Genomic DNA, 23,111 nt, shown 5'->3' with positions numbered 1-23,111 from the left:
CCCCTTTTATGAAATAATAAGTTCTTGTTTCTCGATATGTTCCATTACATTTTCGAGCTCCTGCATCGTTTCAATCGTAAAATGAGCCCCATTTTCAACAAACCGATTACGAACTATTTCTATTTTTTCACGAAGCTCTACCGAATCCATACTCTCCACTTCCTCTTCCGTTAAACCGAGCTCACTACTTCCAAGAATTACACCAACTGTCCACATTCCAGCATTTCTACCTTCTTTCATATCTGATACTGTGTCCCCTACTTTTATCATATGGTTCATCGGATACACACCAAGTTCCATTGCATTTTTATAGCACATCCATGGGTATGGGCGGCCTGCTGGAACATCATCTGCCGTAACAAGAAAATCAGGTTTATATCCTTGTAGCGCTGCTTCCTTTGCTACAATATCCATCATTTCTCTCGTATAACCAGTTGTTGAACCGATTTTAATGCCTCTCTCACGTAAAGAAGCGATTACTCCTTTTATCCCATCAATCGGCGTAGCATAACTTGGCAAAATAGAAAAGAGAATTTCTTCAAACTCTTCATACATCTCATGAATGTCTGCTTCTGTTGGTAATTGACCGAAGACACGCTTCCACTCATCCGCAATACGAGGCATTTCTGTTAGTGCCCTTACATGATCTATTTTTAATAATCCCATTGGCTTACGTGCTTCTTCTGCTGTAATTTCAACGCCGCGTTTATGAAAAATCTTCATGAATACTTCTAGTGGTGCAAAACATCCGTAATCAACCGTCGTACCTGCCCAATCAAAAATAACTGCTTCAATTTTCATTCTGTCCATCACCTTTCTTACTTATCTTTTTTGCCATTGTGAAGTTCGGTTACGAAGTGCTTTCGTTCCCCATTCATATACAACTCTCACTACAATATTTGTAACAACAATAAGTACACTCATTGCAGCTGCTGGCGCTACATTTCCTGCATCATCCATATTTACGATTGATACGGCAGCTAGTTTAAAATCAGCTGCATATAGGAATACAACTGCCGATACAGTTACCATTGAATTTACGAAGTAGTACATTACCATTTCTAAAATTGCTGGTAAACACATTGGTACTGTTACTCGTAAGAATGTTTTATAAAACGGAATACCCATCGACTGCGAAACAAGCTCAAACTCTCGGTCTAATTTCTTTAAGGCAGTCGTTGCCGTGACAAATGTTACAGAATAAAAATGAATGATATTTACTAGTACTAACACAGCGATTGTTCCGTATAAAGAATGAAACGGATTCGTTACTGATAGTCCAAGAATTTGAATCGTTGGTTGACTAAAGAAAAAGACATATCCTAATCCGAGTACTAAACCTGGTATCGCTAACGGCACTATAGAGAAAAAGTAACCTGTTTTTCTGAAAAATTGTAGCTGGTCTATTTTCTCAATTGCATATGCGAATACAAATGTTAAAATCGCCCCAATAACTGCTGTAACTGCTGAAACAATTACGCTATTTTTAAATGCTTCAAGTCCATCTCCTGTTAAACTTGAAAAATTAAAATGCTCAAATGTAAAACTCATATTATATGGCCATACTTTCACACTTGCAGCAATACCAACTGCAACAAATAATAGAATGATCATAAGGGTAATCACACTACAATATATGAATGAGATTACATCTCTTTTCTTATTAGCTATTATTCTGTATGGTACTGCCTTTGAAGATAAGTAATTCGCCTGCTTTCTTTGCGTAATACGATCAACTACAAATGCGAATATAGCTGGGATTAATAAAATCATTCCGACAGTTGCACCCATCGGCATATTTTGCTGTCCAATCACTTGTTTGTATACGTCAGTAGCAAGCACATTATATTGCCCACCAACAATTTTGGGTGCCCCAAAATCAGTAAAACTAAGTGTAAACACAACAAACATTGCACTAATTAATCCGTACTTTACACTAGGTAAAGTAACCGTGAAAAATTGCTTCGTTTTACTCGCCCCTAACATATTAGAAGCTTCATATAAACGATAATCAGATCCTTGAAAGGCAATTAGCAATATGAGAAAGGCTTGCGGAAATGTATACATAACTTCAGCTATTACAATTCCTACTGGTCCATATAAAGGGATTTGTATACCTTCAAATAAACCAAACATTCCTTTCGTTACTAGCCCTTGATTACCAAATAAATATGTAAGTGCTATACCGTGCATCATCGTTGGTGCGAACAATGGTAATAACGCTACATACTGAAATACGCGCTTTCCAAAAACATTCGTACGGGCAATTGCATATGCGTAAACGAATGCGATTGCAACTGAAATAATTGTTGTTGCGCCCGAAATCCATACTGTATTTTGTAAAGACTGCACTAAAGTTGGTGTTGTGAAATATTTACTGAAATTCGCCAAACCAATGAAAACTCCATCTTTATTATAAAAAGCTTGTGTAAATAGTTGTAATAGCGGTAGTACAAGTATGATAAGGAAGGAAAGAATCATACCGATAATTACGAGCCTTTGGATCCATTCCTCTTTCCCTATACTTCTCTTAATCTTTTTTTTCGTACTTTCTACCTTATAGTTTTCTAACATCTCCATCTATACAATGACCTTCTTTCCATATGACAACATATGATTTTCTGAGAAAGAGATTTGAATCGGCTTTCCTTTTCTAATAGCCGTTGCTTCTACTTCTGATGCTAATATATCCACTACAATTTTCTCATTATAAAGGTGTGTGTTTTCTTCTAAGACTCGCACTTCCGTCCGATATACAGATCCGCGAAATTCCATACTTTCCACAACTGTTTTAATACCGTCCTTTTGTACAATTGTTACATGTTCAGGACGAATTGCATGTTCTTCGTTATTTTTCGAAAAGAAATTAATAGAACCAATAAAATCTGCCACAAACGGATTGGCTGGTCTTTGATAAATCTCCTCTGGTGTTCCAATCTGCATAATTTCCGCATGATTCATTACAACAATTTTATCAGCCATCGTTAATGCCTCTTCTTGATCATGCGTTACCATAATCGTCGTTACTCCTATTTTCTCTTGCAAATCACGCATTTCCCTACGTAATTTTTCACGCACTTTTGCATCTAAAGCTGATAACGGCTCATCGAGTAACAAAATATCTGGAGACAGAGCGAGCGCACGTGCAAGTGCTACTCGCTGCTGTTGTCCACCAGACATTTGAGCAGGATATTTATCTTTTACATTCAGCAAATCTACAAGTTTTAACGCATCTAGCGCTTTCTCTTTCACTTCTGCTTTCCCATATTTTTTTGTCTTTAAGCCGTATTCAATATTTTCAAGTGCTGTTAAATTCGGAAATAAAGCATACGATTGGAAAACCATTCCGAAGTTTCTCTTTCCAGGAGGCAATGCTGTAATATCTTTTCCATTCACAGCTATACTGCCAGTCGTTGGTTCCTCTAGTCCCGCTAAAATGCGAAGCAACGTCGTTTTCCCACAGCCACTCGGGCCTAATAAACAAACAAACTCATTTTTGTTCACAGTAAAAGAAATATCTTTTAACGCTGTAAATGCATCAAACTGTTTTTGAATGTGTTGAATTGATAAATATTCGCTCATTTTTCTCTCTCCCACTCACTTACTTTTTCGGTTCTGCTTTTTGGCCAAACTCTTTTTCCCATTTTTCTAAAATTTTGTCACGATTTTCTGCTGCCCATTTAAAGTCATTCTTTTTATATAATTTTTCAGTAACATCTTTCGGGAATCCCTCTGGAAGTTTATAATCATTTTTAATTGTCGCAAATCCATTTTTCTCAAAGTATAATTTCATTACATCATCAGTAATTGCCCAATCTAAAAATGCTTGCGCTAATTTATCATTTTTCGCATTATCTTTCTTAATAAGTGCGTTCGCTTCTACTTCCCACCCTAATCCTTCTTTCGGCAGTACAACTTCAACTGGTGCACCTTTTTGTTTCTCTTTTAAAGCACTATAAACCATTGATACACCGACTGGATATTCACCTGCTCCTGCTAATTTCGCTGGTTTTGATCCTGAATGCGTATAACTTGCCATATTATCATGAAGTTTCTTCATGTAATCCCAGCCTTTATCTTCACCCATGATTTGTAGCCATGCAGAAACTGTTAAAAATCCTGTTCCAGATGATGCTGGATGTGGCATAACAAGTGTTCCTTTATACTCTGGTTTCGTTAAATCTTCATATGATTCTGGCATTGGTAAATTTTTCTTCTTTAACTCTTCTTTATTTACAGCAATCCCCGTCATAAATGCAGTATTTCCTACCCATTTTTCAGGTTGCTTATCGTCTTTAAATTGCGGAAGAACACGATCTGCTCCTTTTGGAGAGTATCCTTTTAACATATCTTTTTTATCTAAAGCTAATAGACTTGATGCCGCAGTTCCCCATACAACATCTGCTTGTGTATTTTTCCCTTCAGCTAGCAATTTCGCGGTAATAACTCCTGTTGAATCACGTACAATGTTCAATTTCACATCAGGATATTTCTTTTTAAAGGAATCAAGATAAATTGGTACAAGCTCTTCTTCAATTGCTGTGTAAACAGTTAATGATCCAGATAATTTGTCATCTTTCACTTTCGCTCCAGCACTTTCTTCCTTCTTTGCACCACACCCCATTAATAACGAAAATACCATTCCAGTCGCTACAGCTTTAAAGATTGTTTTTTTCACTGTTTCTCTCTCCTTTTACAAATCTTATGTACAACTCAAATATAAACAACTAGTGTAAAAGCAGTATTAAACCAACATTAATCTTTTGTTTGTTGTTTGTTTTTGTGTAATACGTTGCTACTTCTATGTTTTTTCGCATTTTTCTGCCAATAGAAAACAGTAAATTTACAAATAATTAAAAAAACCTTTATAATCCCACAAAAAAATGAGGCGTTTGTAAAAAACGCCTCATTTTTGTTTCCCTTTTTTTGAATTACGATTAGCATACTTTGCGCTATTTTCTCCTTCATACTCTAATGCAAATTCTGCATCTGGTAAGCTTTCTTTCGGAGTTTTATTATTATTGATTGCCGCATTTTGTTTCACTTTTCTTTTTACCAATACATTCACCTGCTCTCAAGAAATCACTTTCTACTCTAGTTTGAAACAACTTAAAATAATTATTACTGGCAAGTGTTAACAAGTACATAAGAGGCGTTAGATGGAAATACTACATATGAAGAAATCATTATAAAAAGGAGCGATAATTTTGAAGAAAAAAGAAAAGATTCAATCACCAATTTTAGACGAAACGCTCCCGCATCAAATGAATTTTCCATCTTTTAAAGGAACAGGAAAAACAATGCAACAACCTTTTGTGAATCAATATAATGTTGTAATTGGAGACAGTAAATACAATTCCGAGAACAGTCCGCTTAACAATTGGAGTGATGAAGTAGATCCTGCCATTATGGCTGGCGATGAGTGGATCCATCCGACAAATGATATTGGGTGGATTTCAGAAGAAAATCAAGAGTTACTAAAAAACGAAGTGGATAATAAAAATGAAGCTTTTATGCATCCACAATTTGGCATTAACGATTAAAAAACCATTCTACCTAACGTAGGTAGAATGGTTTCATACTATCCAATAATAATCCGCTCTTTCGGGTATTTATAGCGAGGTGGTTGTTCCCTTCCACCACTAGCTAAAATAAATGTTAAAATACCAACACGTCCGATAAACATAAGCACAATGAGTACAAGTTTCCCAACAGTTGTTAAATCAGGCGTAACACCTGTTGATAGTCCCGTCGTTCCGAAAGCAGAACAAACTTCAACAATTAAGCTCATAAGCGGTACATTTTCCGTAATAGATAAAATGAATAGCGCAGTAGCACATAACAAAATCCCCATCGTCATAACGACAGATGCTTTTAGTACATCCTCTTCATGTAGCTGACGTTTGAAGACTCTAACTGTTCTACCGCCCCTTGCAAAGGTGTATAGTGACAATATACTAACAGCAAATGTCGTTGTACGTATTCCGCCCCCAACCGAACTTGGAGATGCCCCTATAAACATTAATATACTCATAAATAAAAGCGTCGGTTGTGACAATTCACGTATATCCATCGTAGCAAGTCCACCACTTCGCGTCGTCACAGATTGGAATAATGTATAAAATACCGTTTCATGCCATGACTTTCCTACTAAAAAGTGATTTCTCTCCAGTAAAAAAATCATAATTGTACCAACAACAACGAGTGCAAAAAATGTTGTTGTCGTCAATTTTGTAAATAATGAAAAACGAAATAATTGTTGTTCTCTTTTACTAAGGAATTGTTTCACTTCCATTAGCACAGGGAAACCAATCGCTCCTAAAATAATTAGTAACATATGAATCATTTGAACAATATAATCTTTTTTATACGGAATTAACGATTGTCCTGTTAAATCAAATCCACCGTTCGTAGTCGCACTAACTGCTGCAAAGAAACCGTGAAAATAAGCTTCTTGCCAAGTCGGAAAGTAAAGTAAAAATCTTGTACCTAATAGGATTGCTCCAATAAGTTCTATCGAAATAATTACAATTAAAATAGAACGCATCAATTCTACAAGACCCGATAAATTTCCTTGATTATGGTCTGCCATAATTAATCTTCTTCTTTGCAAACCAATCTTTTTCCCCGTAATAATCCAAACAAATGTACCAAGCGCCATAATTCCTAAGCCGCCTAATTGTAAAATAAGGGCTAAAACAATAATTCCTGCTGTAGTAAACGTATCTGAAATCGTAATAACAGACAGCCCCGTAACACTTACCGCACTAACCGATGTAAAAAGGGCATCTATAAATGTCCATTTCACACCAGGTTTCGTAACAAACGGTAAACTAAGCAAGATTACCGATACAACTACTGCTAATAAATAAAATAAAACAATGAGTTGTACTGGACGTAATTTTTGTAAAAACTTTTTTATATCTCTCATTCCATCACTTCGCTACCTTTTTTCTATCGATTAAATAAAGAAAAATCTTCCCTTTCTTTATTTGTAAATAACTGTTCAAATAATTTGGCAAAGACCATTCCATATACAGTTCCATTACCTCCATACGGCAATGCGTAAAACAAATTATGTATCTTTTCGTCTTCTTTTAAAATGGGGAGACCATCATGAGTACCACCAAATGCGGCTGCCCAATAGTAGTCTGCCTGTATATTTTTATACTGCGGGAACATCTCTTTTACAATATTAATAAGGATATCACGCTTATGCAATAATTTCGTATCACCAATTGTTTGAATTTGCATCGCTTCATCTAATCCGCCTACAATAATGCGGTTTCGATACGTTCGAAAATATAAGTAAGGCCGTTCCGTTTCCCAAATTAACGATCGCTCATGCCAGCCTTCAAACTGATCTATTTCATTTGTTACAATTGCATAAGAAGTTTCTACTGTTATATTTTTTTCTTTCTTTCCAAAAAGCGCTTCATAACCTGTCGCCAAAATAATATTCTTTGCTACAATTTGATTTCCTGTTTTCGTGTAACAAATTAAATCATTTTGGCGTTTTTTTATATGTATTGCCTCTGTATGTTCATATATATTAGCTCCCATTTGGTTTGCTTTATGCAAAAAACTATGCGCTAATAAATACGGATTCACCTCAGCATCACCTTGCGTATATAACGCTGCTTGTTTTGCAAAAGAATAACGTTTCTTAATATCAGCTTCTATAAAATATTCAACTGGAAATCCATAATTCTGTAACGTATTATATTCCTCTTGTAAAAATGAGACATCCTCACTTTTACTTGCATAATATAAACTATTTCGCGGAATAAAATGGGGATCAATATCAAGAGTCGGTATAACCTCTTCCATTGTTCTTAGCGCTTCATAACAAAGCTTATATGCTCGTACCCCTTTTTCTTTACCAAATGTATGGATAAGGGAGATTAACGATTTATCATGAAGGAATTGTAGTAAACCTGTATTAGCAGCTGTGCTACCACACGCAATTGCTCTTTTTTCAATAAGCGTAACACTCATGCCAATTTTCGCTAACGAATGCGCTATATGAGCACCAGCTTCGCCGCTTCCGACTACGAGCACATCACATATCATATCATTTTCTAACAGTGGATAACAAGGTACAGAAACTCCTGTATTCCAAAACAACTTACCATTCATAAGTTTCATAATTATACTCCTAAAATATAAGTTTCTCCTTTCTATGTTTTGTTATTTTCCATAAAAAAATCCAACTAACATAGGCTAGTTGGATTTTTTATTTTTAATTAGAACGCTCTTCAAGCCAATTTCCAATCGTCGGATATGTTTGTTTTACAGCTGTTCCACCGTAAACGATAGACATATGCCCTGTCGGTAAACATACATATTGTTTATCTGTGCTAGAAATATGGTCTAGTAATGCTTCTACTTGACATGGCAAAGCGATATGATCACGTTTCCCAGAAATATTTAAGACATTCGCCTTAATATTTGCAAGGTCTACCTTTTGTCCGCGAATAACGAGTTCACCCTTAACCAGTTTATTATTTTGATAAAAATCACGAATCCACTGTCTGTATGATTCACCCGGGAACGGAATACCATCACCAACCCACTTTTGAACCAATCTCCAGCTTTCGACGAAGCGCTCATTCTCTGAACGATCTACTAAAGCAACATATGGACCGACAAAGTTCGTAATTGGTTTTAACATTTTGTTTCCGAAATCAATCATTTCTGGCGGAATATTTCCAAATGTATCAACCGCTTTATCTAAATTGAAGTATTTCTCATCTAACAAAGGACCATACAATCCTGTTTCAGAGAAATCAAAAGGACTTGTCATGAAAATTAAATTACGAATTGGCATGTGCGGATGAAGTGCTGCATAAATAGAAGTTAGCGTTCCACCCATGCAATAACCAAGTAAAGAAATCTCGTCCGATTTTGCAGTTCGCATTACTTTTTTTACTGCTTTTGCAATATAATCAAACACGAAATCATCAAATTTCAAATGACTATCTTCTAAACCAAATGTGCCCCAATCAAGCATATACACATCAAAACCACGATCCACTAGATATTCCACTAAACTATTTCCAGGAGTTAAATCCATAATATATGGTTTATTAATAAGAGCATATATTAACAGAATTGGAACTCTTTGTGTTTTTTCTTGTTTTGGAATGTAGCGATAAAGCTTCGTCTTATTCTTCGTCCAAATAACCTCTTTCGGCGTTAATCCTACTTGCGGCTCTGGTTCACGTAATAAAATTTCACTCGCCCTTTTCACTCGGCGGTATGCTTTTCGGTACTCTTCTGGGTATAGCTCTAATTGCTTTTCCCATTCTGTTGCGAATGTAGTCATTTTTTTATCTCCTTTTTGGTCGATTTCCTTCTTAAAAAAAGAAGTGCATTCCTGCTATGGATATGCACTTTTTTCTTACTTCATTACATATATAATCCGCCGTTAATGTTTAATTGCTGACCTGTGATATACGCACCGTCACGGCATAGGTATACTACACCTTTTGCAATTTCATCAGCTTGACCAAAACGTTTTTTCGGGATTTTTGCAACGATTTTTTGACGTACTTCTTCTGGCACTTCTGCTACCATTTCAGTATCAATAAATCCTGGGCAAATTGCATTTACAGTGACATTTGTTTTTGCAAGTTCTAACGCTAATGATTTTGTAAATCCTAACATACCCGCTTTTGCTGCTGAGTAGTTTGTTTGGCCAAATCCACCTGCTTGGCCAATAATAGAAGAAATGCTAATAATTCTTCCTTCTTCCGCTTCCGTTATGTATGGAAGAACCGCGCTTGTCGTATTAAATACGCTACTTAAATTCACGTCAATTACGCGCTCCCAATCTTCACGATTTAACTTTTTGAATGTACGATCTCTTGTAATACCAGCATTATTAACAAGAATATCAACTTTACCAAAATGATTCACAGCTTCTTCTACAAGTCGGTTTGCATCTTCTACTTTAGAAACATCCGCTTGCACTGCATAAACGTCATGTCCGTCTTTTCCTAGTTCATTTACTAAGTTTTCAGCTGCTTCTTTACTACTATTATAGTTAATAACAACTTTAGCGCCCTCTTGTGCTAATGCTACTGTAATTGCTTTTCCAATTCCTTTTGCTCCACCTGTTACGATTGCTACTTTGCCATTTAATTGAACCATTTCTTTTCCCCCTTAAATGAATTTGTGAACGATTGTTATGAATCATTTTGGTACTCATACTGTAGAGTCCCTATATAATTATGTTTCGCCGTTTACATGTGAAAAGAGATTCTCCCTCTCTCTTTTGCCTGTTATAAACAAGCGCTTTTATCATTTTTTATTTTCCGGCTTATTCGCAGGCTTTATCTCTTCTTTTACAGGTACTTGTAGTTTAGCTAGTACTGCATTTTGCTTTTCTAGCAATTCTAAAATTTGATCTACTTTTGTTTCAAGCGTACGAATATCTTGTTTCACTTTTGTCACATCACGCTTTAATGTAGGAGCTTGTCCTAAAGAATCTACTTTCTCCTCTAGAAACTCCTCAATGTTATCTACTTTATTTTCTAAGTTAATAACAAGCGTAGCCACTCTTGCGATATCCTCTTTCGTCGGCACATTTACTTGTTCTAAATAGTTTTTTGTCGTATCATTTAATGCTTTTTGATAAAACAAATTCAAATCTAGAACGCTGCCCATCCAAGCAGAATATTCTTCTGTTTTAATTGTTTCATTGAGCGCTTTTCCCCAAAATGTTTCGGTTTGTTCATAAGCATTTTTCCATGCTTGTAGTGGATCGAATTTTTGATCAATCACTTTACCTACACTCCCTTTTTCTTTTTTGAAACAATTCAACCTATTCACTATTTTCTAATATTCTGAATAAAACTTCAAGTCTATATTTTATTTTTTTCTATTTTCTAACAAATGTGTTGACTTTAAAAACAGATAGGTGTAAATTGCACTTATAAGCAAAAAATTCCATCTAACTGATTCATGAGGTGATGCACAATCATGCTACAAAATGAACCAGAACAACGCGAAAGTTTGGAGAACAACCAAGCGAAACAACCAAACTCCATGCCAAAAAACTTCTTAGTTCCCTTCTTACTTCTCTGTCTAAAAGACTGGAGTCTTCATGGTTACAAACTTATTCAAATGCTAATGGATATCGGCTTTTCTTCTGTTGACCAAGGTAATGTTTATAGAACACTACGCAAATTAGAAAAAGAAAACCTTATTTCTTCTACTTGGGATACAAGCGATGGAGGGCCGGCAAAAAGAATTTATTCTTTAACTGAATATGGAGAGCAATATTTAACAACATGTGCGACTTCTTTTGAACATTATCAAAATATGTTGCGGACGTTTTTCACGTTATACACCAATGCATTCTTTCCATTTTCTACTTCTCCAGAAAAGGATGAAAAGGATTCTTCATCTTCACCTGGTGGTACAGCAGAGTAATCTGCGTTCACAATATGCAAAAAAACATTTGGGGGTCAAACAATGGAAACTAAACCATACGAATTAGTCGATGCATTTTGGAAAAACTGGTCTCAATCACTTTCCCTTTTTTCTTCAGCTGGGAAACAATTAGAGCAACTTACTTTAGAAACATTAAAACAACAACAAGACGCTTTGCATAAATTAACATCAGGAGTAGATGAACTAGAAAAAGAACTACAACAAATCACTGCTCAGTTCAATAACCAATATACAGATTACGTAAAACAATTAACTGGTAACTCCTTAAATGATCAAATTAACGAGTGGCAAGACAAGTGGAAAGAACTTTCTGCTCATATGCAGCAGCTTACTGTTTCTCCTACAAAAACATCTTTGTCAATTCTTACACAAACAAGCGGTCAATTTGAAGAAACAACAAAACAATTTATTGAGCAACAACAATTACAACGTGAAGAGGCTCAAAAACAGTTAGAGGGTTTTTTGGAAGAGTTCAAGTCAAAACAGTTGGAACTCGCAAAAAAGTTCGAGGAAAACTCAAAAAATCTATTTACTTCCATCAAGTAAGAAAAATGTGGGAGCTAACTGCAGCACAAACAAAACTCTTTCTTCCTCCTACTACATCAAGATGGCTAACATTTTTCGATATGGAAAAGAAGGAGGACAAAATGAATCCATTTCAAGAAGCACAAACTGTTCCAGAGCTTCGTTATGATGAGATTCAAGTCGGTGATCAAGCATCCCTTACAAAAACAATTACAGATGAAGATGTTATCAATTTTGCAAAATTGACTGGAGATGTGAATCCTATTCACATTTTAGATTCTTTTGCAAAAACGACAATGTTTAAAGAACGTATTGCTCACGGTATGCTCGTTTCGAGTTTTATTTCTACTATCCTTGGAACGAAACTCCCAGGCAAAAATACGATTTATTTATCCCAAAATGTTTCATTCCGTGCCCCTGTCAAAATCGGTGATACACTTCGCGTTGTGGCAGAGGTTATTAAGAAGCGTGACGATAAAAAAATCATCACGTTGCAAACAAACATATATAATCAATCGAATGATATTGTCGTGGAAGGTACAGCGACAATACTGAAAAAAGAGTAGCAAATTTGCTACTCTTTTTTTCTATCCAAGAACTTCTAATCGCACCGATTACTTCCGCGTATGAGTATGTCATTTCCACATAAAATAACTTTACCAGTTTAGATAAGAACTTAGCTGAACTGGACTACTCATAAGGATGTGTATCAACATGGTAAAAACAAACAAATTATTAGTTCCAGGTGCAGAACAAGCGCTTGAACAATTTAAATATGAAATTGCACAAGAATTTGGTGTAAGCTTAGGTTCTAATACAGCATCTCGTTCTAACGGTTCAGTTGGCGGTGAAGTAACAAAACGTCTTGTTGCTTTAGCTCAACAACAATTACGTGGATAATAATATAACATATGGCTTAGAGGCAGATATTATCTGCCTCTTTCTATTTTCAACATACATAATAGTGCTTTTTCACATACTAATCAAAGCAAAACGAAAGGAGCAATATGTGACATGAAACGGATTAATATTAGCATGAGCCCTCCCCGCGTTCTTACTTTATCTTTTATTGTATTATCAGTTGTCGGCACATGCTTATTAAAACTGCCAATTGCTACGACAACGTCCATTTCATGGCTCGATGCCTTATTTACAACCGTTTCCGCTTGTACTGTTACTGGGCTTGGTGTTGTGGATACTGGAAAAGTGTTTACTTTATTTGGACAATGTGTCATTTTAACGCTTATACAAGTTGGCGGGCTTGGCATTATGAGCTTTGCGGTCTTAATTGCTATTATGCTCGGAAGAAAAATCGGTCTTCAAAACCGTATTTTATTACAACAAGCATTAAATCAAACGAATATCGGCGGCGTTATCCGTCTTGCCAAAGCATTATTTTTATTCTCTTTTACAGTCGAATGTATCGCTACTTTAATTCTTTCTTTTGAATGGGTACCCAAATATGGGGTTGCCAAAGGGATCTATTATAGTTTTTTCCATTCAATCTCAGCCTTTAACAATGCTGGTTTTTCTGTGTGGAGCGATAATTTAATGTCCCATTCTCATAGCATTCTTGTCAATTTCGTCATTTCCTCTCTCATCATTTTAGGTGGAATTGGTTTTACAGTAATTGTAGACATAAAAAGAAAGAAAAACTTTAAAAACCTTACACTACATTCAAAACTTATGCTCACTTCTACTCTAATCGTCAACATTATTGCTACCCTTTTTATTTTTATATTCGAGTTCCATAACTCCCTTTCTATGAGAGGTTTTACCCCATTTGAAGAAGGAATGGCCTCTTATTTTCAAGCAATTTCAACACGAACTGCCGGGTTTAATACTGTTGATATTTCTACATTGTCAAAACCTTCCCTCCTATTAATGATGCTCCTTATGTTTATTGGTGCTGGTAGTGCTTCAACGGGTGGTGGGATTAAGTTAACAACATTTTTAATCATATTTTTTGGCGTATTTAAATTTTTACAAGAACAAGAGGATATTGTCGTATTTAAAAAATCCATTAAAGATACTCTCATTGTCAAATCATTAACCATTACTATTATTTCTATTTCATTTATCTTTTTTGCTATTTTAATTTTGAGTATTACTGAGCGAGTTCCTCTATTGATGAGTGCTTTCGAAGTATTTTCAGCATTCGGGACTGTTGGCCTCAGTATGAACTTAACACCCCACTTAACTATAATCGGAAAAGCTATTATTATCTTTATGATGTTTTTTGGGAAAATGGGTCCTTTAACATTGGCTTTTTCATTTGCTCGTAAAAAGAACCGGAAAATAAAATATCCTAATGAAGATATTTTAACAGGTTGACAACCGTATCAATTATCCATATAATGAGAATACAATAACATATCTCCAAAGGGGAGTAGCGTCCAAGAATATTTCTTGGAAACAAAGTCGTCATTACGTAGAACTTAGTTCTTCCGGCTTTGTTGACATTTTTATTACATATGTCTAGCAAGACCTTTGCCTATTAACGGCAGAGGTCTTTTTTGTATTCATTTCCAAATTCTTCCAAAGTTAATAGGCAGGAGTATGGGGAAACTAAATAGTGGGGAAATTCTTCACTTATTTAGAACTTATAGAGATGAGAGGAGAATGTACATGGATGTATCATTATTATTGGAGTATGGTTGGGTATTACTCATCCTAATTGCACTTGAAGGGATTTTAGCGGCTGATAACGCTCTTGTTCTAGCAATTATGGTAAAACATTTACCAGAAGAAAAACGAAAGAAAGCACTATTTTACGGATTAGCGGGGGCATTTGTTTTCCGATTTGGATCGTTATTTATGATTTCGTTCTTAGTCGATGTATGGCAAGTGCAAGCAATCGGTGCCATCTACCTTATGTTTATCGCTGGTAATCACTTATTTAAAACATATGTTAAAAAGAATACAGATGAAGAAACAGAAGAAAAAGAAGCAAAGAAAAAACAAGAGAACTTCTGGTGGACTGTATTTAAAGTTGAAGTTGCTGATATCGCCTTCGCAGTTGATTCAATTTTAGCTGCGGTTGCACTAGCAATGACTTTACCAAAAACAGGATTAGGTACAATTGGTAGTTTAGATACTGGGCAATTCGTTGTTATCTTTGTAGGTGGACTTATCGGATTAATCATTATGCGATTTGCAGCAACTGCATTCGTACAAATCTTAAAACGTAAACCAGGACTTGAAACTGCAGCATTCTTAATTGTAGGTTGGGTTGGTGTGAAGCTAGCAGTTTATACATTAGCACACCCTGCATTAAATGTAATTCCACATTCATTCCCAGAATCCACTCCGTGGAAGCTTACATTCTGGATTGTATTAGTCGGAATCGCAGTTGGTGGTTGGTTCTTCTCAAAAGAAGTAGAAGTAAAAGTAGAAAAGAATTTAGACGAAAAAGCGCTGTAATTACAGCGCTTTTTCTTTTTCCTTTCTTCCTCTCAATGTCCAGAAAAAATTCCATTATACTACCTTTTGTAAACGTTTTCTTAATGTATGTATGTCCTTTTTGTGAAACATTGCACAAACTTATTGAAAGTGAGAACAATTCCATGTACTTTATTCATATAAGGAGTATTTATAGAAGATTTACTAAAGGAGCGTATTACTCATGCTAGAACAAGGACTAGATTATGTTGTCAAACTGGCTAAAAGCAAAAAGAAAATGCTAGATACAAGCCCAATGCAATATTTCATTCGTGCTGCACTTGCAGGTATTTATATCGGTTTTATTATTGTACTATGTTTTAAATTAGGTAACTTTTTTCACAGTGCAGATTCACCAGCAACTTATTTAGCTGCTTCTATGTTTTTCGGGATTGCTCTCGTACTTATTATATATGGCGGTGCTGAATTGTTTACTGGAAACACAATGTACTTTACTGTAGCAACTTTAAGAAAAGAAACAACAATTGCTGATACACTTCGTAACTGGGTTGCTTGTTATGCAGGTAACTTAGCCGGCGCGTTATTCTTTGCCTTACTATTTTACGCAACTGGAATTTTTGAAGCAATTGATCACGGTCACTTAATGAATAAAGTCGTTGAAGGAAAGATGAACACACCTACAATGCAGTTATTCTTTAAAGCCATTTTATGTAACTGGCTCGTATGTCTTGCTTGCTTCTTACCATCTCAGGTTAAAGGCGACACGGCAAAAATAATGGTCATGATGCTACTTGTTTTCACATTCTTCTTATCTGGTTACGAACATAGTATTGCAAACTTGTCACTCTTTGCTTTATCTTTAGTTTCACCACATCCTGAGACAATTTCTTTTTCAGGTGCTATTCATAACTTAATTCCTGTTACAATCGGTAACATTATTGGCGGATCAGTATTTGTCGGTATGGTATACCACTACTTAACAAAAAAAACACCTGAAGTTCAACAGGAAGAAACTGAAATCGCAGCAGCTCAACAAGAAGAGATTATTCCTTTACAAGCACATATGAAACATTAAAAACTCCAAAGTTTTACTTTGGAGTTTTTAGCTTCCCACGTATTTAACAACAAGGTGAGGATTAATTTCTCCTTCTTCCTTTCCCTTATCCATTCTCTGTTTCATCTTGTGCATACCGATGACATCATTCGTATGAAGGTGAATTTCATTTACATATAACCCCTCTGTACAAAAAGCTTCTACAAAATCCAGTCCATTTTTTGCTCCCCACCCCATATTAAAATCAAGGGAAAGAATATTCACATCATAATACCGAACCATTTGCAAAGCACATTCTACTGTAGTTGCGGGCACATACCCGAACGGGCAACTTCTTTGATCATCCATATATACGTTCATTTTCTATTCCCTCTCTAATTTGAATATACGGCCAATACATAACATATTGCCCCAAGACTAATAAAAGGACCAAATGGAATTGGTTTTCGTACTTCTATACGTTTTAATACGATACCCATCCCGAAGAAACAAAGACTGAAACAAGATGCTAAAAATAAAATGATAAAAACGCCTTTCACTCCTACTATAAACCCAAGTAACGAAAGTAGTTTTATATCACCTCCGCCAAGCCCTTCTGGATATATCTTTTGCATGCAATATAACAAAATGAATATAACACCACTACCAACTATACTATCTGTCCAAGTAACTAATTGTACAAAAATACTTTCAAGAATGAGTAAAACGGCAAACGAAATTAAAATACAATCCGGAATTAACATATATAAGTAATCTGTAACTGAAATAATAAGAAGTAGCGAAAAAAGGGATAAAATGATAATAAGCTCTCGTTCTATTCCAATCATATACACGGTAAGAAGAAATATACTTCCTGTTATACATTCAAATGCTACATACATAATTGGAATTTTCCTCTTACAATTCGTACAACAGCCTCTTTGTATATAAAATGAAATGATGGGGATTAGTTCTTTTGGCCTTAGCACATATTTGCAATAATAACAATGTGAACGCGGGGTAATAATAGACGCACCTAATGGAACCCTCATCGCAACTAGCATAAAAAAAGAACCAAACACCATCCCTGCTAACAGTGCATATAAATAAGTGAACATCCCTTCCTCTCCTTTTCCAAAAAACATAGCAAAAAAAGGAGAGAACTTCTACTTCATATTATCCTTTATTCTACTAAAAAGCAGGCCATTTTCTGGCCTGCTTTCCCCTCTTTTATACGATGAAATATACTGCTTTTAATGGTCCATGTACTCCGACAACAAGATTCATCTCAATGTCAGCCGAGTTACTTGGCCCTGTAATAAAGTTAATACAAGATGCCGCTGTCTCCCCATTTTCTACGCGTGAGTTCATATCCTGAACTGCTTGTGTAATACGAGGCACAAGTGTTTCACGTGGAATAATAGCAAAATATACAGTCGGTAAAAAGTGTAAAGAACGTCCTTGCCCTTTATGACTTTGTACAACAATTGTACCAGATTCAGCTAATGTATAATCACTAAATGCAATACCAATATTCGCTTTTTCAGCTAAACGCATATTTTCGTCTTTTCTCTCTGGTTCCCATACGTTTACTTCAACGTCTCGCTTTGGAAGTTCTTCTTTAAATAAAGATGTTAAACCATATGCATCAAAACGCTCATCTGCTGATAATAAAATAGGTCCACCCCCGTTTTCCATGATTACTTTTTGAAGGTCTTCACCTAATCGGTCATTTGTCGTTTCTACTACAGTTGTATGAATGTTTGTACATTGCTTTTTAAACACTTCTAGTAATTCTTCTTGTGAACAATCTTTTAACGTTTCTATATTCACATTACTTTTCCATACTGGTCGCTCTACACCTTCTGTTTTACGCGCGCGCCCAAGTTCTTTTGCAATGTTATCTAGAAAGGCATCACGGTTTTGAATTAATCCTGTCATTATTTATCCCCGCCTTTCTTATGATCTTTATACCAATCACGGAATCGCTCTTTACTTGGAGCTGGGAATTCCCGAATATCCGTCCAGTTTTTAAGTGGTCCAACACCTTTTGATACACGATTACCAGATGTAAATGGACTCATTGCCGCTGGTGCCATTTTTGACCCCATTTTATATAAAGCAGCTGAAGAAGCACCCATACTAAACATTTTCATCGCTAGTTTTTCTGCAAGTGGTGCACGACCTTCTTGCTCAACGATAACTTGACGATGCTTTAATAATAAATCATGCAATGGAATTTTTACTGGACAAGCTTCTGTACATGCCCCGCATAAACTAGATGCATAAGGAAGCTCTTTGTAATCATCATATCCACCTAGAAGCGGTGTTAATACCGCACCGATTGGTCCTGAGTAAATCGATCCATATGAATGTCCACCAACGTGACGATATACAGGACATACATTAACACAAGCAGCGCAACGAATACATTGTAATACTGAACGGAATTCAGATCCCAGAATTTGAGAGCGACCATTATCAACAACAACTAAATGGAATTCTTCAGGTCCATCAACTTCCTCTTCTTGAATTGGTCCTGCTACTGTTACATAACTTGTTAATTTTTGACCTACTGCACTACGACATAGTAAACCAACTAAAACATCTAATTCTTCCATTGTCGGAACCATACGTTCCATACCCATTACCGCAATTTGTGTTTTCGGAATTGACATAACAAGATCTGCATTACCTTCATTCGTTACTAAACAAAGAGAGCCAGTATTTGCAACAGCAAAGTTACAACCAGTTACACCAATTTCTGCATCCATAAATTTCTCACGAAGTTGTTTACGAACAAACTTTGTCATTTCATACGGGTCATCAGAATTTTCATAGCCTAGCTTTTCTTTAAATACATCGCGAATTTGCGTTCTATTTTTATGAAGTGCAGGTGCAATAATATGTGAAGGTGGATCGTTATCTACTTGCAAGATATACTCTCCTAAGTCACTCTCTAATACTTCACAGCCAATCTCTTCAAGCGCATGGTTCATACTGATTTCTTCTGTTACCATCGACTTTGATTTTACTACTTTTTTCGCTTGTTTCTTTTTGGCAACGTCTTGAATATACTTTGCTGCTTCCTCTTTCGTCTTCGCAAAGTACACGTGTCCGCCTCTTTTTGATACATTTTCACTTAACTGCATTAAATAATAATCAAGATTTTCTAACGTATGTTGACGAATTTGTTCACCTAGTTCTCGCCACTCTTCCCAGTTTCCTAATTCATCTGCGGCTTTTAAGCGATTCGTATATAAACGCGTTTGTGCAGAAGAAACTGCTCCGCGCATAAACGAATCTTGAATTCCATCACCAACGCGATCATTAAATTTTTTCTCACTGATTTTCATAGACATAGCTTATGTTCCCCCTTCATGAGCGACTATTCAGTACCTCAGCAATATGCATTACTTTTACTTCTTTTCCTAAACGCTCAATACGTCCGCCAATGTTTAACAAACACCCACAATCTGCACCGATTAAATAATCTGCACCTGTTTCCATTACACTATCTACTTTTTCGTCTACCATTTGCTCAGAAATTGGAGTCATCTTAACTGAAAACGTTCCCCCAAACCCGCAACAATTTTGCACGTTTGGTAAATCTCTCACAGTTAATCCTTTTACATTTGATAATAAAATTCCTGGTGCTTCTTTTATTCCGAGCATACGTGTCATATGACATGATTTATGAATAGTAGCTATCCCTGGTAAACTTGCACCAACATCTGTAACTTTTAAAACATCTACAATAAACTGTGTAAATTCATAGGTTTTATCAGCAACTTTTTGTGCACGTTTAGCCCACTTTGGATCATCTTTGAAAACATGCGGATACTCATGAAACATTGTCGCACACGAACCAGATGGCGTAACGATATATTCTGCATCTTCGAAAGTTTCAATCATATGTTTCATCGCTTCTTTTGCTGCTTCTACATGGCCACTATTATAAGCAGGCTGGCCACAACAAACTTGTGCTTCTGGAAATTCAATTTCACAACCTAAACGCTCCAACACTTCAACTGTTGCTTTGCCGACATTTGTTTCGAACATATCGACTAAACAAGTAACAAATAAAGTAACTTTCATAACTATTACTCCCCCTTTTTACAACTTCGCCAACAAACATATGGTCATCAGATGACTGAGTAGAGAAGAAATAGGCTCAACCATGGCCTATCCTCTCCCTCTTCTAAAGAAAACGCTTACTTAATCTTTCTCTATTTTATCAGAAAATTAAATTTTTAAAAGATTAAATTACGAATTTATATCGTTTTTACCTGTGACAATATGTTCTACATTTGTTAAATGATCTAGCATTGCTTGCTGCGCTAATTCTACATCTTGTTTTAACACCGCATCATATATAACTTGATGCTCTTCTATAAGTCGTTCTGATGTCGTTTGTTCACCATATAAAATAATGCGTCTTGATTCACCAATCGTTTCAGCAATCATCTCTGAAACATGATTCATGAGTTCAAGCAAAATGTTATTATGCGAAGACTCTGCAATTCCCATATGGAATTGAAAATCGGCTTTTTCGCCAGCCTTTTCATCTCCAATGCTCTTTGCCATTTCATCTAACCAATGTTTCATATTTTGTAAATTATCTTCCGTACGTTTTGCCGCCGCTACTCGAACTGCCCCCACTTCAAGTACCTTTCGCACTTCTAATAAATTCAAAATATCTTCTTTCTTCATTAATAATCTATTGTTTAATGATTTCGTTAATGAAGAAGAATCGAAGTTCTTCACATATGTACCTTCTCCTTGTTTCATCTCAATTAAGCCCATCGCTCTTAGCGCACTTAGCGCTTCACGAACAGCAGATCTACCAACTTGAAACTGCTCAGCTAATTGATGCACAGGGAGTAGTTTGTCACCAGGTTTTAACGTACCATTTTTAATCATTGTTAAAATAGCTTCAGATACTTCTTCGTAAATTTTTTTCGGTTTAATAGATTTGTACTCCAGTTAAATCACCTCAGTATCTTCCAAACAACAATTGAAACGATTTATAAGAACTTTGCATCATAACTATTTTAGACCGAATTGATAAGAAGTACAAATGTTTTGTTCATAAAATAGTCAAATTTTCGATATTTATTACATATTAATTTATATTTTTACGTATAAAGTGAAACTTTAATCAGTAGGGGTTTTGTTCATCCCCCACCTAACTTCTTTGCTTCCACTAAATTTTGAGGTGGGGATCTTACTGCCCGACAAATAGCGGGATAAATATTCCCTTCAATATAAAGAACATGTCCTAAAAATTAGAACATGCCCACCTCATCCTGTACATTCAGTTTAATAATAACCGTTGTTCCTTTATCTTTTTCACTTTCAATTTGCCACTGTCCACCATGTATATGAACAATTTGTCTCACAATAGCAAGGCCTAAGCCTGTTCCACCATGTTGACGACTTCTCGCTTTATCAACTCGGTAAAAGCGCTCTCCAAGATTTTCCAAATGCTCTATATCAATTCCAATTCCTGTATCTTTTATTTTCAATTCACAGTAATCATCGATTTGCTCTAAAGTTATAACGATATTTCCGTTTTGATTTGTATACCGTATCGCATTATCTAACACATTATGAAGCACTTGTTGCATACGATCCTCATCAATCATGACAATGACCTCTGGATTTAAATTGGTTGAAATATGAATTTCCTTTTCTATAAACTTAATCTCATACGTATCTAATACGTCTTCAATCAGCTGTGAAAAAACGATAGGTTGCTTCTTTAACGGAAAGTGCTCACCTTCTAATTGTGCTAAGTCTAACAAGTCATGAACGAGACGCTGCATACGACCTGCTTCTTTATGAATTAGCTGCGTTACTTTTTCCTGCTGCGGTCCCTTGGCAACGCCATCTAAAATAGCCTCGCTATACCCTTTTATATAACTAAGTGGTGTTCTAAGTTCATGCGAAACATTTGCTAAAAATTCCTTACGCTTTACATCTTCTGTTTCTAATGAATTGGCCATTTTATTAAATGCTTTTCCTAGTCGTCCAATCTCATCCTCTGAAGAAACTGTAATCCGCTCCGAGAAATCTCCCGTAGCCAAATGATTTGCAACCCGTTCCATTTGCGAAAGTGGCTTCGTAATTGCAATTATAATTTTTCTTCCAACCCATATAGTAATTAAAATCATAGCAATTGCTAACGGTGCTAAAATAAGACCCATATCATAGATTAAATCTTTTATACTTTTTAAAGGAATATACGAATAGACAATTCCGACTAATTTTTTATTTTCCAATACAGGGATGACAACCCCCATAATATTACGGTCAAAATGTTCTTCATATCCTATTTTTGTCACAGTTTTCCCATCTAATAGCGTTTGCCTATCTCCTTCACTTATAAGGGAATGATGATGCACATCAAAAGGCAAACATGCACTTAAATCACGCGGATTAGACACGAAAATAACGTCTGAACTAGATATTTGATCAAACGATCTTACTTTCTCTTCAAAAGTTGATATTCCTTCGTGCTTATCATATTGAGCAGCAAGATTTTTTCCTTCCATTACTAATGAACCTTTTAAATTATCAACGTATAGTTTTTCATACGAGTATAAAGATACGAAATAAAGAAAGGACACTGTTACACATACTGCACATACTACTGTAAGCCAAAGTTTTTGTACCATCGTAAACATAC

General features: G+C 35.7%; 25 protein-coding genes. 8 read left to right on the top strand and 17 right to left on the bottom strand.

The window, feature by feature from the left end:
• Positions 1-6: 6 nt before the first annotated feature.
• From phnX to ACTJJY_RS00665, 5 genes are all read right to left on the bottom strand, one after another.
• Positions 7-801, bottom strand: a complete 795-nt coding sequence (phnX, locus tag ACTJJY_RS00685; protein WP_440604781.1) for a phosphonoacetaldehyde hydrolase — start codon at positions 799-801, stop codon at positions 7-9.
• A 21-nt stretch (positions 802-822) separates the two neighbouring features.
• Positions 823-2,580 (bottom strand): putative 2-aminoethylphosphonate ABC transporter permease subunit, encoded by a 1,758-nt coding sequence (locus tag ACTJJY_RS00680; RefSeq protein ID WP_440604780.1) that lies wholly within the window; start codon positions 2,578-2,580, stop codon positions 823-825.
• On the bottom strand, positions 2,581-3,582 hold the full coding sequence (locus tag ACTJJY_RS00675; protein WP_000006197.1) for a putative 2-aminoethylphosphonate ABC transporter ATP-binding protein: 1,002 nt from the start codon (positions 3,580-3,582) through the stop codon (positions 2,581-2,583). It lies immediately after the preceding gene.
• Positions 3,583-3,601: 19 nt separating this feature from the next.
• The gene (locus tag ACTJJY_RS00670) at positions 3,602-4,678 is read right to left on the bottom strand and encodes a putative 2-aminoethylphosphonate ABC transporter substrate-binding protein (protein ID WP_000750893.1); all 1,077 of its coding nucleotides are present in this window, start codon (positions 4,676-4,678) and stop codon (positions 3,602-3,604) included.
• 228 nt (positions 4,679-4,906) lie between these two features.
• Positions 4,907-5,059 (bottom strand): hypothetical protein, encoded by a 153-nt coding sequence (locus ACTJJY_RS00665; protein ID WP_000240799.1) that lies wholly within the window; start codon positions 5,057-5,059, stop codon positions 4,907-4,909.
• A 148-nt stretch (positions 5,060-5,207) separates the two neighbouring features.
• Between ACTJJY_RS00665 and ACTJJY_RS00660 the strand changes: the two genes are divergently transcribed.
• Positions 5,208-5,543 (top strand): DUF3905 domain-containing protein, encoded by a 336-nt coding sequence (locus ACTJJY_RS00660; protein ID WP_000726028.1) that lies wholly within the window; start codon positions 5,208-5,210, stop codon positions 5,541-5,543.
• A gap of 38 nt (positions 5,544-5,581) precedes the next feature.
• On the opposite strand, the gene ACTJJY_RS00655 is transcribed toward ACTJJY_RS00660, so the two are convergent.
• From ACTJJY_RS00655 to phaR, 5 genes are all read right to left on the bottom strand, one after another.
• Positions 5,582-6,931: a TrkH family potassium uptake protein gene (locus ACTJJY_RS00655; protein ID WP_440604779.1), complete on the bottom strand. Its 1,350-nt coding sequence runs from the start codon at positions 6,929-6,931 to the stop codon at positions 5,582-5,584.
• 23 nt (positions 6,932-6,954) lie between these two features.
• On the bottom strand, positions 6,955-8,148 hold the full coding sequence (locus tag ACTJJY_RS00650) for an NAD(P)/FAD-dependent oxidoreductase (protein WP_440604778.1): 1,194 nt from the start codon (positions 8,146-8,148) through the stop codon (positions 6,955-6,957).
• Between the two features lie 94 nt (positions 8,149-8,242).
• Positions 8,243-9,328, bottom strand: coding sequence for a class III poly(R)-hydroxyalkanoic acid synthase subunit PhaC (gene phaC, locus ACTJJY_RS00645; protein WP_000206336.1), 1,086 nt, complete (start codon positions 9,326-9,328; stop codon positions 8,243-8,245).
• An 83-nt stretch (positions 9,329-9,411) separates the two neighbouring features.
• On the bottom strand, positions 9,412-10,155 hold the full coding sequence (locus ACTJJY_RS00640) for an acetoacetyl-CoA reductase (protein ID WP_000250407.1): 744 nt from the start codon (positions 10,153-10,155) through the stop codon (positions 9,412-9,414).
• A 150-nt stretch (positions 10,156-10,305) separates the two neighbouring features.
• On the bottom strand, positions 10,306-10,788 hold the full coding sequence (gene phaR / locus ACTJJY_RS00635) for a polyhydroxyalkanoic acid synthase subunit PhaR (RefSeq protein ID WP_000566941.1): 483 nt from the start codon (positions 10,786-10,788) through the stop codon (positions 10,306-10,308).
• A gap of 198 nt (positions 10,789-10,986) precedes the next feature.
• On the opposite strand from phaR, the gene phaQ reads away from it, so the two are divergent.
• From phaQ to ACTJJY_RS00600, 7 genes are all read left to right on the top strand, one after another.
• Complete coding sequence (phaQ, locus tag ACTJJY_RS00630) at positions 10,987-11,439, top strand: poly-beta-hydroxybutyrate-responsive repressor (RefSeq protein ID WP_000939954.1); 453 nt, start codon at positions 10,987-10,989, stop codon at positions 11,437-11,439.
• 42 nt (positions 11,440-11,481) lie between these two features.
• Entirely contained in the window at positions 11,482-12,006 is a 525-nt protein-coding gene (phaP, locus tag ACTJJY_RS00625; RefSeq protein ID WP_000448592.1) for a polyhydroxyalkanoic acid inclusion protein PhaP, read from the top strand.
• A 101-nt stretch (positions 12,007-12,107) separates the two neighbouring features.
• Positions 12,108-12,551: a MaoC family dehydratase gene (locus tag ACTJJY_RS00620; RefSeq protein ID WP_001067918.1), complete on the top strand. Its 444-nt coding sequence runs from the start codon at positions 12,108-12,110 to the stop codon at positions 12,549-12,551.
• Positions 12,552-12,699: 148 nt separating this feature from the next.
• The gene (locus tag ACTJJY_RS00615; protein ID WP_000241212.1) at positions 12,700-12,885 is read left to right on the top strand and encodes an alpha/beta-type small acid-soluble spore protein; all 186 of its coding nucleotides are present in this window, start codon (positions 12,700-12,702) and stop codon (positions 12,883-12,885) included.
• A 114-nt stretch (positions 12,886-12,999) separates the two neighbouring features.
• Entirely contained in the window at positions 13,000-14,319 is a 1,320-nt protein-coding gene (locus ACTJJY_RS00610; RefSeq protein WP_000822356.1) for a TrkH family potassium uptake protein, read from the top strand.
• 294 nt (positions 14,320-14,613) lie between these two features.
• Entirely contained in the window at positions 14,614-15,408 is a 795-nt protein-coding gene (locus ACTJJY_RS00605; RefSeq protein WP_000383326.1) for a TerC family protein, read from the top strand.
• A 202-nt stretch (positions 15,409-15,610) separates the two neighbouring features.
• A complete protein-coding gene (locus ACTJJY_RS00600) occupies positions 15,611-16,462 on the top strand; it encodes a formate/nitrite transporter family protein (protein WP_440604777.1) in 852 nt (283 codons plus the stop codon).
• Positions 16,463-16,489: 27 nt separating this feature from the next.
• Here ACTJJY_RS00600 and ACTJJY_RS00595 read toward each other — a convergent pair whose 3' ends face one another.
• From ACTJJY_RS00595 to ACTJJY_RS00565, 7 genes are all read right to left on the bottom strand, one after another.
• Positions 16,490-16,801, bottom strand: a complete 312-nt coding sequence (locus ACTJJY_RS00595) for a cyclic-phosphate processing receiver domain-containing protein (protein WP_440604776.1) — start codon at positions 16,799-16,801, stop codon at positions 16,490-16,492.
• 14 nt (positions 16,802-16,815) lie between these two features.
• A complete protein-coding gene (locus ACTJJY_RS00590; protein WP_440604775.1) occupies positions 16,816-17,538 on the bottom strand; it encodes a prepilin peptidase in 723 nt (240 codons plus the stop codon).
• Between the two features lie 112 nt (positions 17,539-17,650).
• On the bottom strand, positions 17,651-18,361 hold the full coding sequence (locus ACTJJY_RS00585) for a LutC/YkgG family protein (RefSeq protein WP_440604774.1): 711 nt from the start codon (positions 18,359-18,361) through the stop codon (positions 17,651-17,653).
• Positions 18,361-19,782 carry a LutB/LldF family L-lactate oxidation iron-sulfur protein gene (locus ACTJJY_RS00580; RefSeq protein ID WP_000061930.1) on the bottom strand — a complete coding sequence of 474 codons (1,422 nt, stop codon included), beginning with the start codon at positions 19,780-19,782 and terminating at the stop codon, positions 18,361-18,363. Before ACTJJY_RS00580 ends, ACTJJY_RS00585 begins: the two co-directional genes overlap by 1 nt.
• 16 nt (positions 19,783-19,798) lie before the next feature.
• Entirely contained in the window at positions 19,799-20,518 is a 720-nt protein-coding gene (locus ACTJJY_RS00575) for a (Fe-S)-binding protein (RefSeq protein ID WP_000869147.1), read from the bottom strand.
• Between the two features lie 168 nt (positions 20,519-20,686).
• The gene (locus tag ACTJJY_RS00570) at positions 20,687-21,376 is read right to left on the bottom strand and encodes a FadR/GntR family transcriptional regulator (RefSeq protein ID WP_254904515.1); all 690 of its coding nucleotides are present in this window, start codon (positions 21,374-21,376) and stop codon (positions 20,687-20,689) included.
• Between the two features lie 332 nt (positions 21,377-21,708).
• The gene (locus tag ACTJJY_RS00565) at positions 21,709-23,109 is read right to left on the bottom strand and encodes a sensor histidine kinase (protein WP_440604773.1); all 1,401 of its coding nucleotides are present in this window, start codon (positions 23,107-23,109) and stop codon (positions 21,709-21,711) included.
• Positions 23,110-23,111: the final 2 nt, after the last annotated feature.

The sequence above is a fragment of the Bacillus sp. 22475 genome (genome assembly GCF_052044835.1).
GTDB classification, from domain to species: Bacteria; Bacillota; Bacilli; order Bacillales; family Bacillaceae_G; genus Bacillus_A; species Bacillus_A cereus.
Note: the sequence above shows the minus strand (reverse complement) of the source record. Positions and strands in the feature narration are given on the sequence as shown.

Coding starts and splice junctions, on each gene's coding strand:
- phnX (WP_440604781.1), bottom strand. CDS start 801: ATGAAAATTGAAGCAGTTATTTTTGATTGGGCAGGTACGACGGTTGAT.
- ACTJJY_RS00680 (WP_440604780.1), bottom strand. CDS start 2,580: ATGGAGATGTTAGAAAACTATAAGGTAGAAAGTACGAAAAAAAAGATT.
- ACTJJY_RS00675 (WP_000006197.1), bottom strand. CDS start 3,582: ATGAGCGAATATTTATCAATTCAACACATTCAAAAACAGTTTGATGCA.
- ACTJJY_RS00600 (WP_440604777.1), top strand. CDS start 15,611: ATGCTAGAACAAGGACTAGATTATGTTGTCAAACTGGCTAAAAGCAAA.
- ACTJJY_RS00610 (WP_000822356.1), top strand. CDS start 13,000: ATGAAACGGATTAATATTAGCATGAGCCCTCCCCGCGTTCTTACTTTA.
- ACTJJY_RS00585 (WP_440604774.1), bottom strand. CDS start 18,361: ATGACAGGATTAATTCAAAACCGTGATGCCTTTCTAGATAACATTGCA.
- ACTJJY_RS00615 (WP_000241212.1), top strand. CDS start 12,700: ATGGTAAAAACAAACAAATTATTAGTTCCAGGTGCAGAACAAGCGCTT.
- ACTJJY_RS00640 (WP_000250407.1), bottom strand. CDS start 10,155: ATGGTTCAATTAAATGGCAAAGTAGCAATCGTAACAGGTGGAGCAAAA.
- phaQ (WP_000939954.1), top strand. CDS start 10,987: ATGCTACAAAATGAACCAGAACAACGCGAAAGTTTGGAGAACAACCAA.
- phaP (WP_000448592.1), top strand. CDS start 11,482: ATGGAAACTAAACCATACGAATTAGTCGATGCATTTTGGAAAAACTGG.
- ACTJJY_RS00650 (WP_440604778.1), bottom strand. CDS start 8,148: ATGAAACTTATGAATGGTAAGTTGTTTTGGAATACAGGAGTTTCTGTA.
- ACTJJY_RS00595 (WP_440604776.1), bottom strand. CDS start 16,801: ATGAACGTATATATGGATGATCAAAGAAGTTGCCCGTTCGGGTATGTG.
- ACTJJY_RS00565 (WP_440604773.1), bottom strand. CDS start 23,109: ATGTTTACGATGGTACAAAAACTTTGGCTTACAGTAGTATGTGCAGTA.
- phaC (WP_000206336.1), bottom strand. CDS start 9,328: ATGACTACATTCGCAACAGAATGGGAAAAGCAATTAGAGCTATACCCA.
- ACTJJY_RS00620 (WP_001067918.1), top strand. CDS start 12,108: ATGAATCCATTTCAAGAAGCACAAACTGTTCCAGAGCTTCGTTATGAT.
- ACTJJY_RS00605 (WP_000383326.1), top strand. CDS start 14,614: ATGGATGTATCATTATTATTGGAGTATGGTTGGGTATTACTCATCCTA.
- ACTJJY_RS00580 (WP_000061930.1), bottom strand. CDS start 19,782: ATGTCTATGAAAATCAGTGAGAAAAAATTTAATGATCGCGTTGGTGAT.
- ACTJJY_RS00590 (WP_440604775.1), bottom strand. CDS start 17,538: ATGTTCACTTATTTATATGCACTGTTAGCAGGGATGGTGTTTGGTTCT.
- ACTJJY_RS00575 (WP_000869147.1), bottom strand. CDS start 20,518: ATGAAAGTTACTTTATTTGTTACTTGTTTAGTCGATATGTTCGAAACA.
- ACTJJY_RS00655 (WP_440604779.1), bottom strand. CDS start 6,931: ATGAGAGATATAAAAAAGTTTTTACAAAAATTACGTCCAGTACAACTC.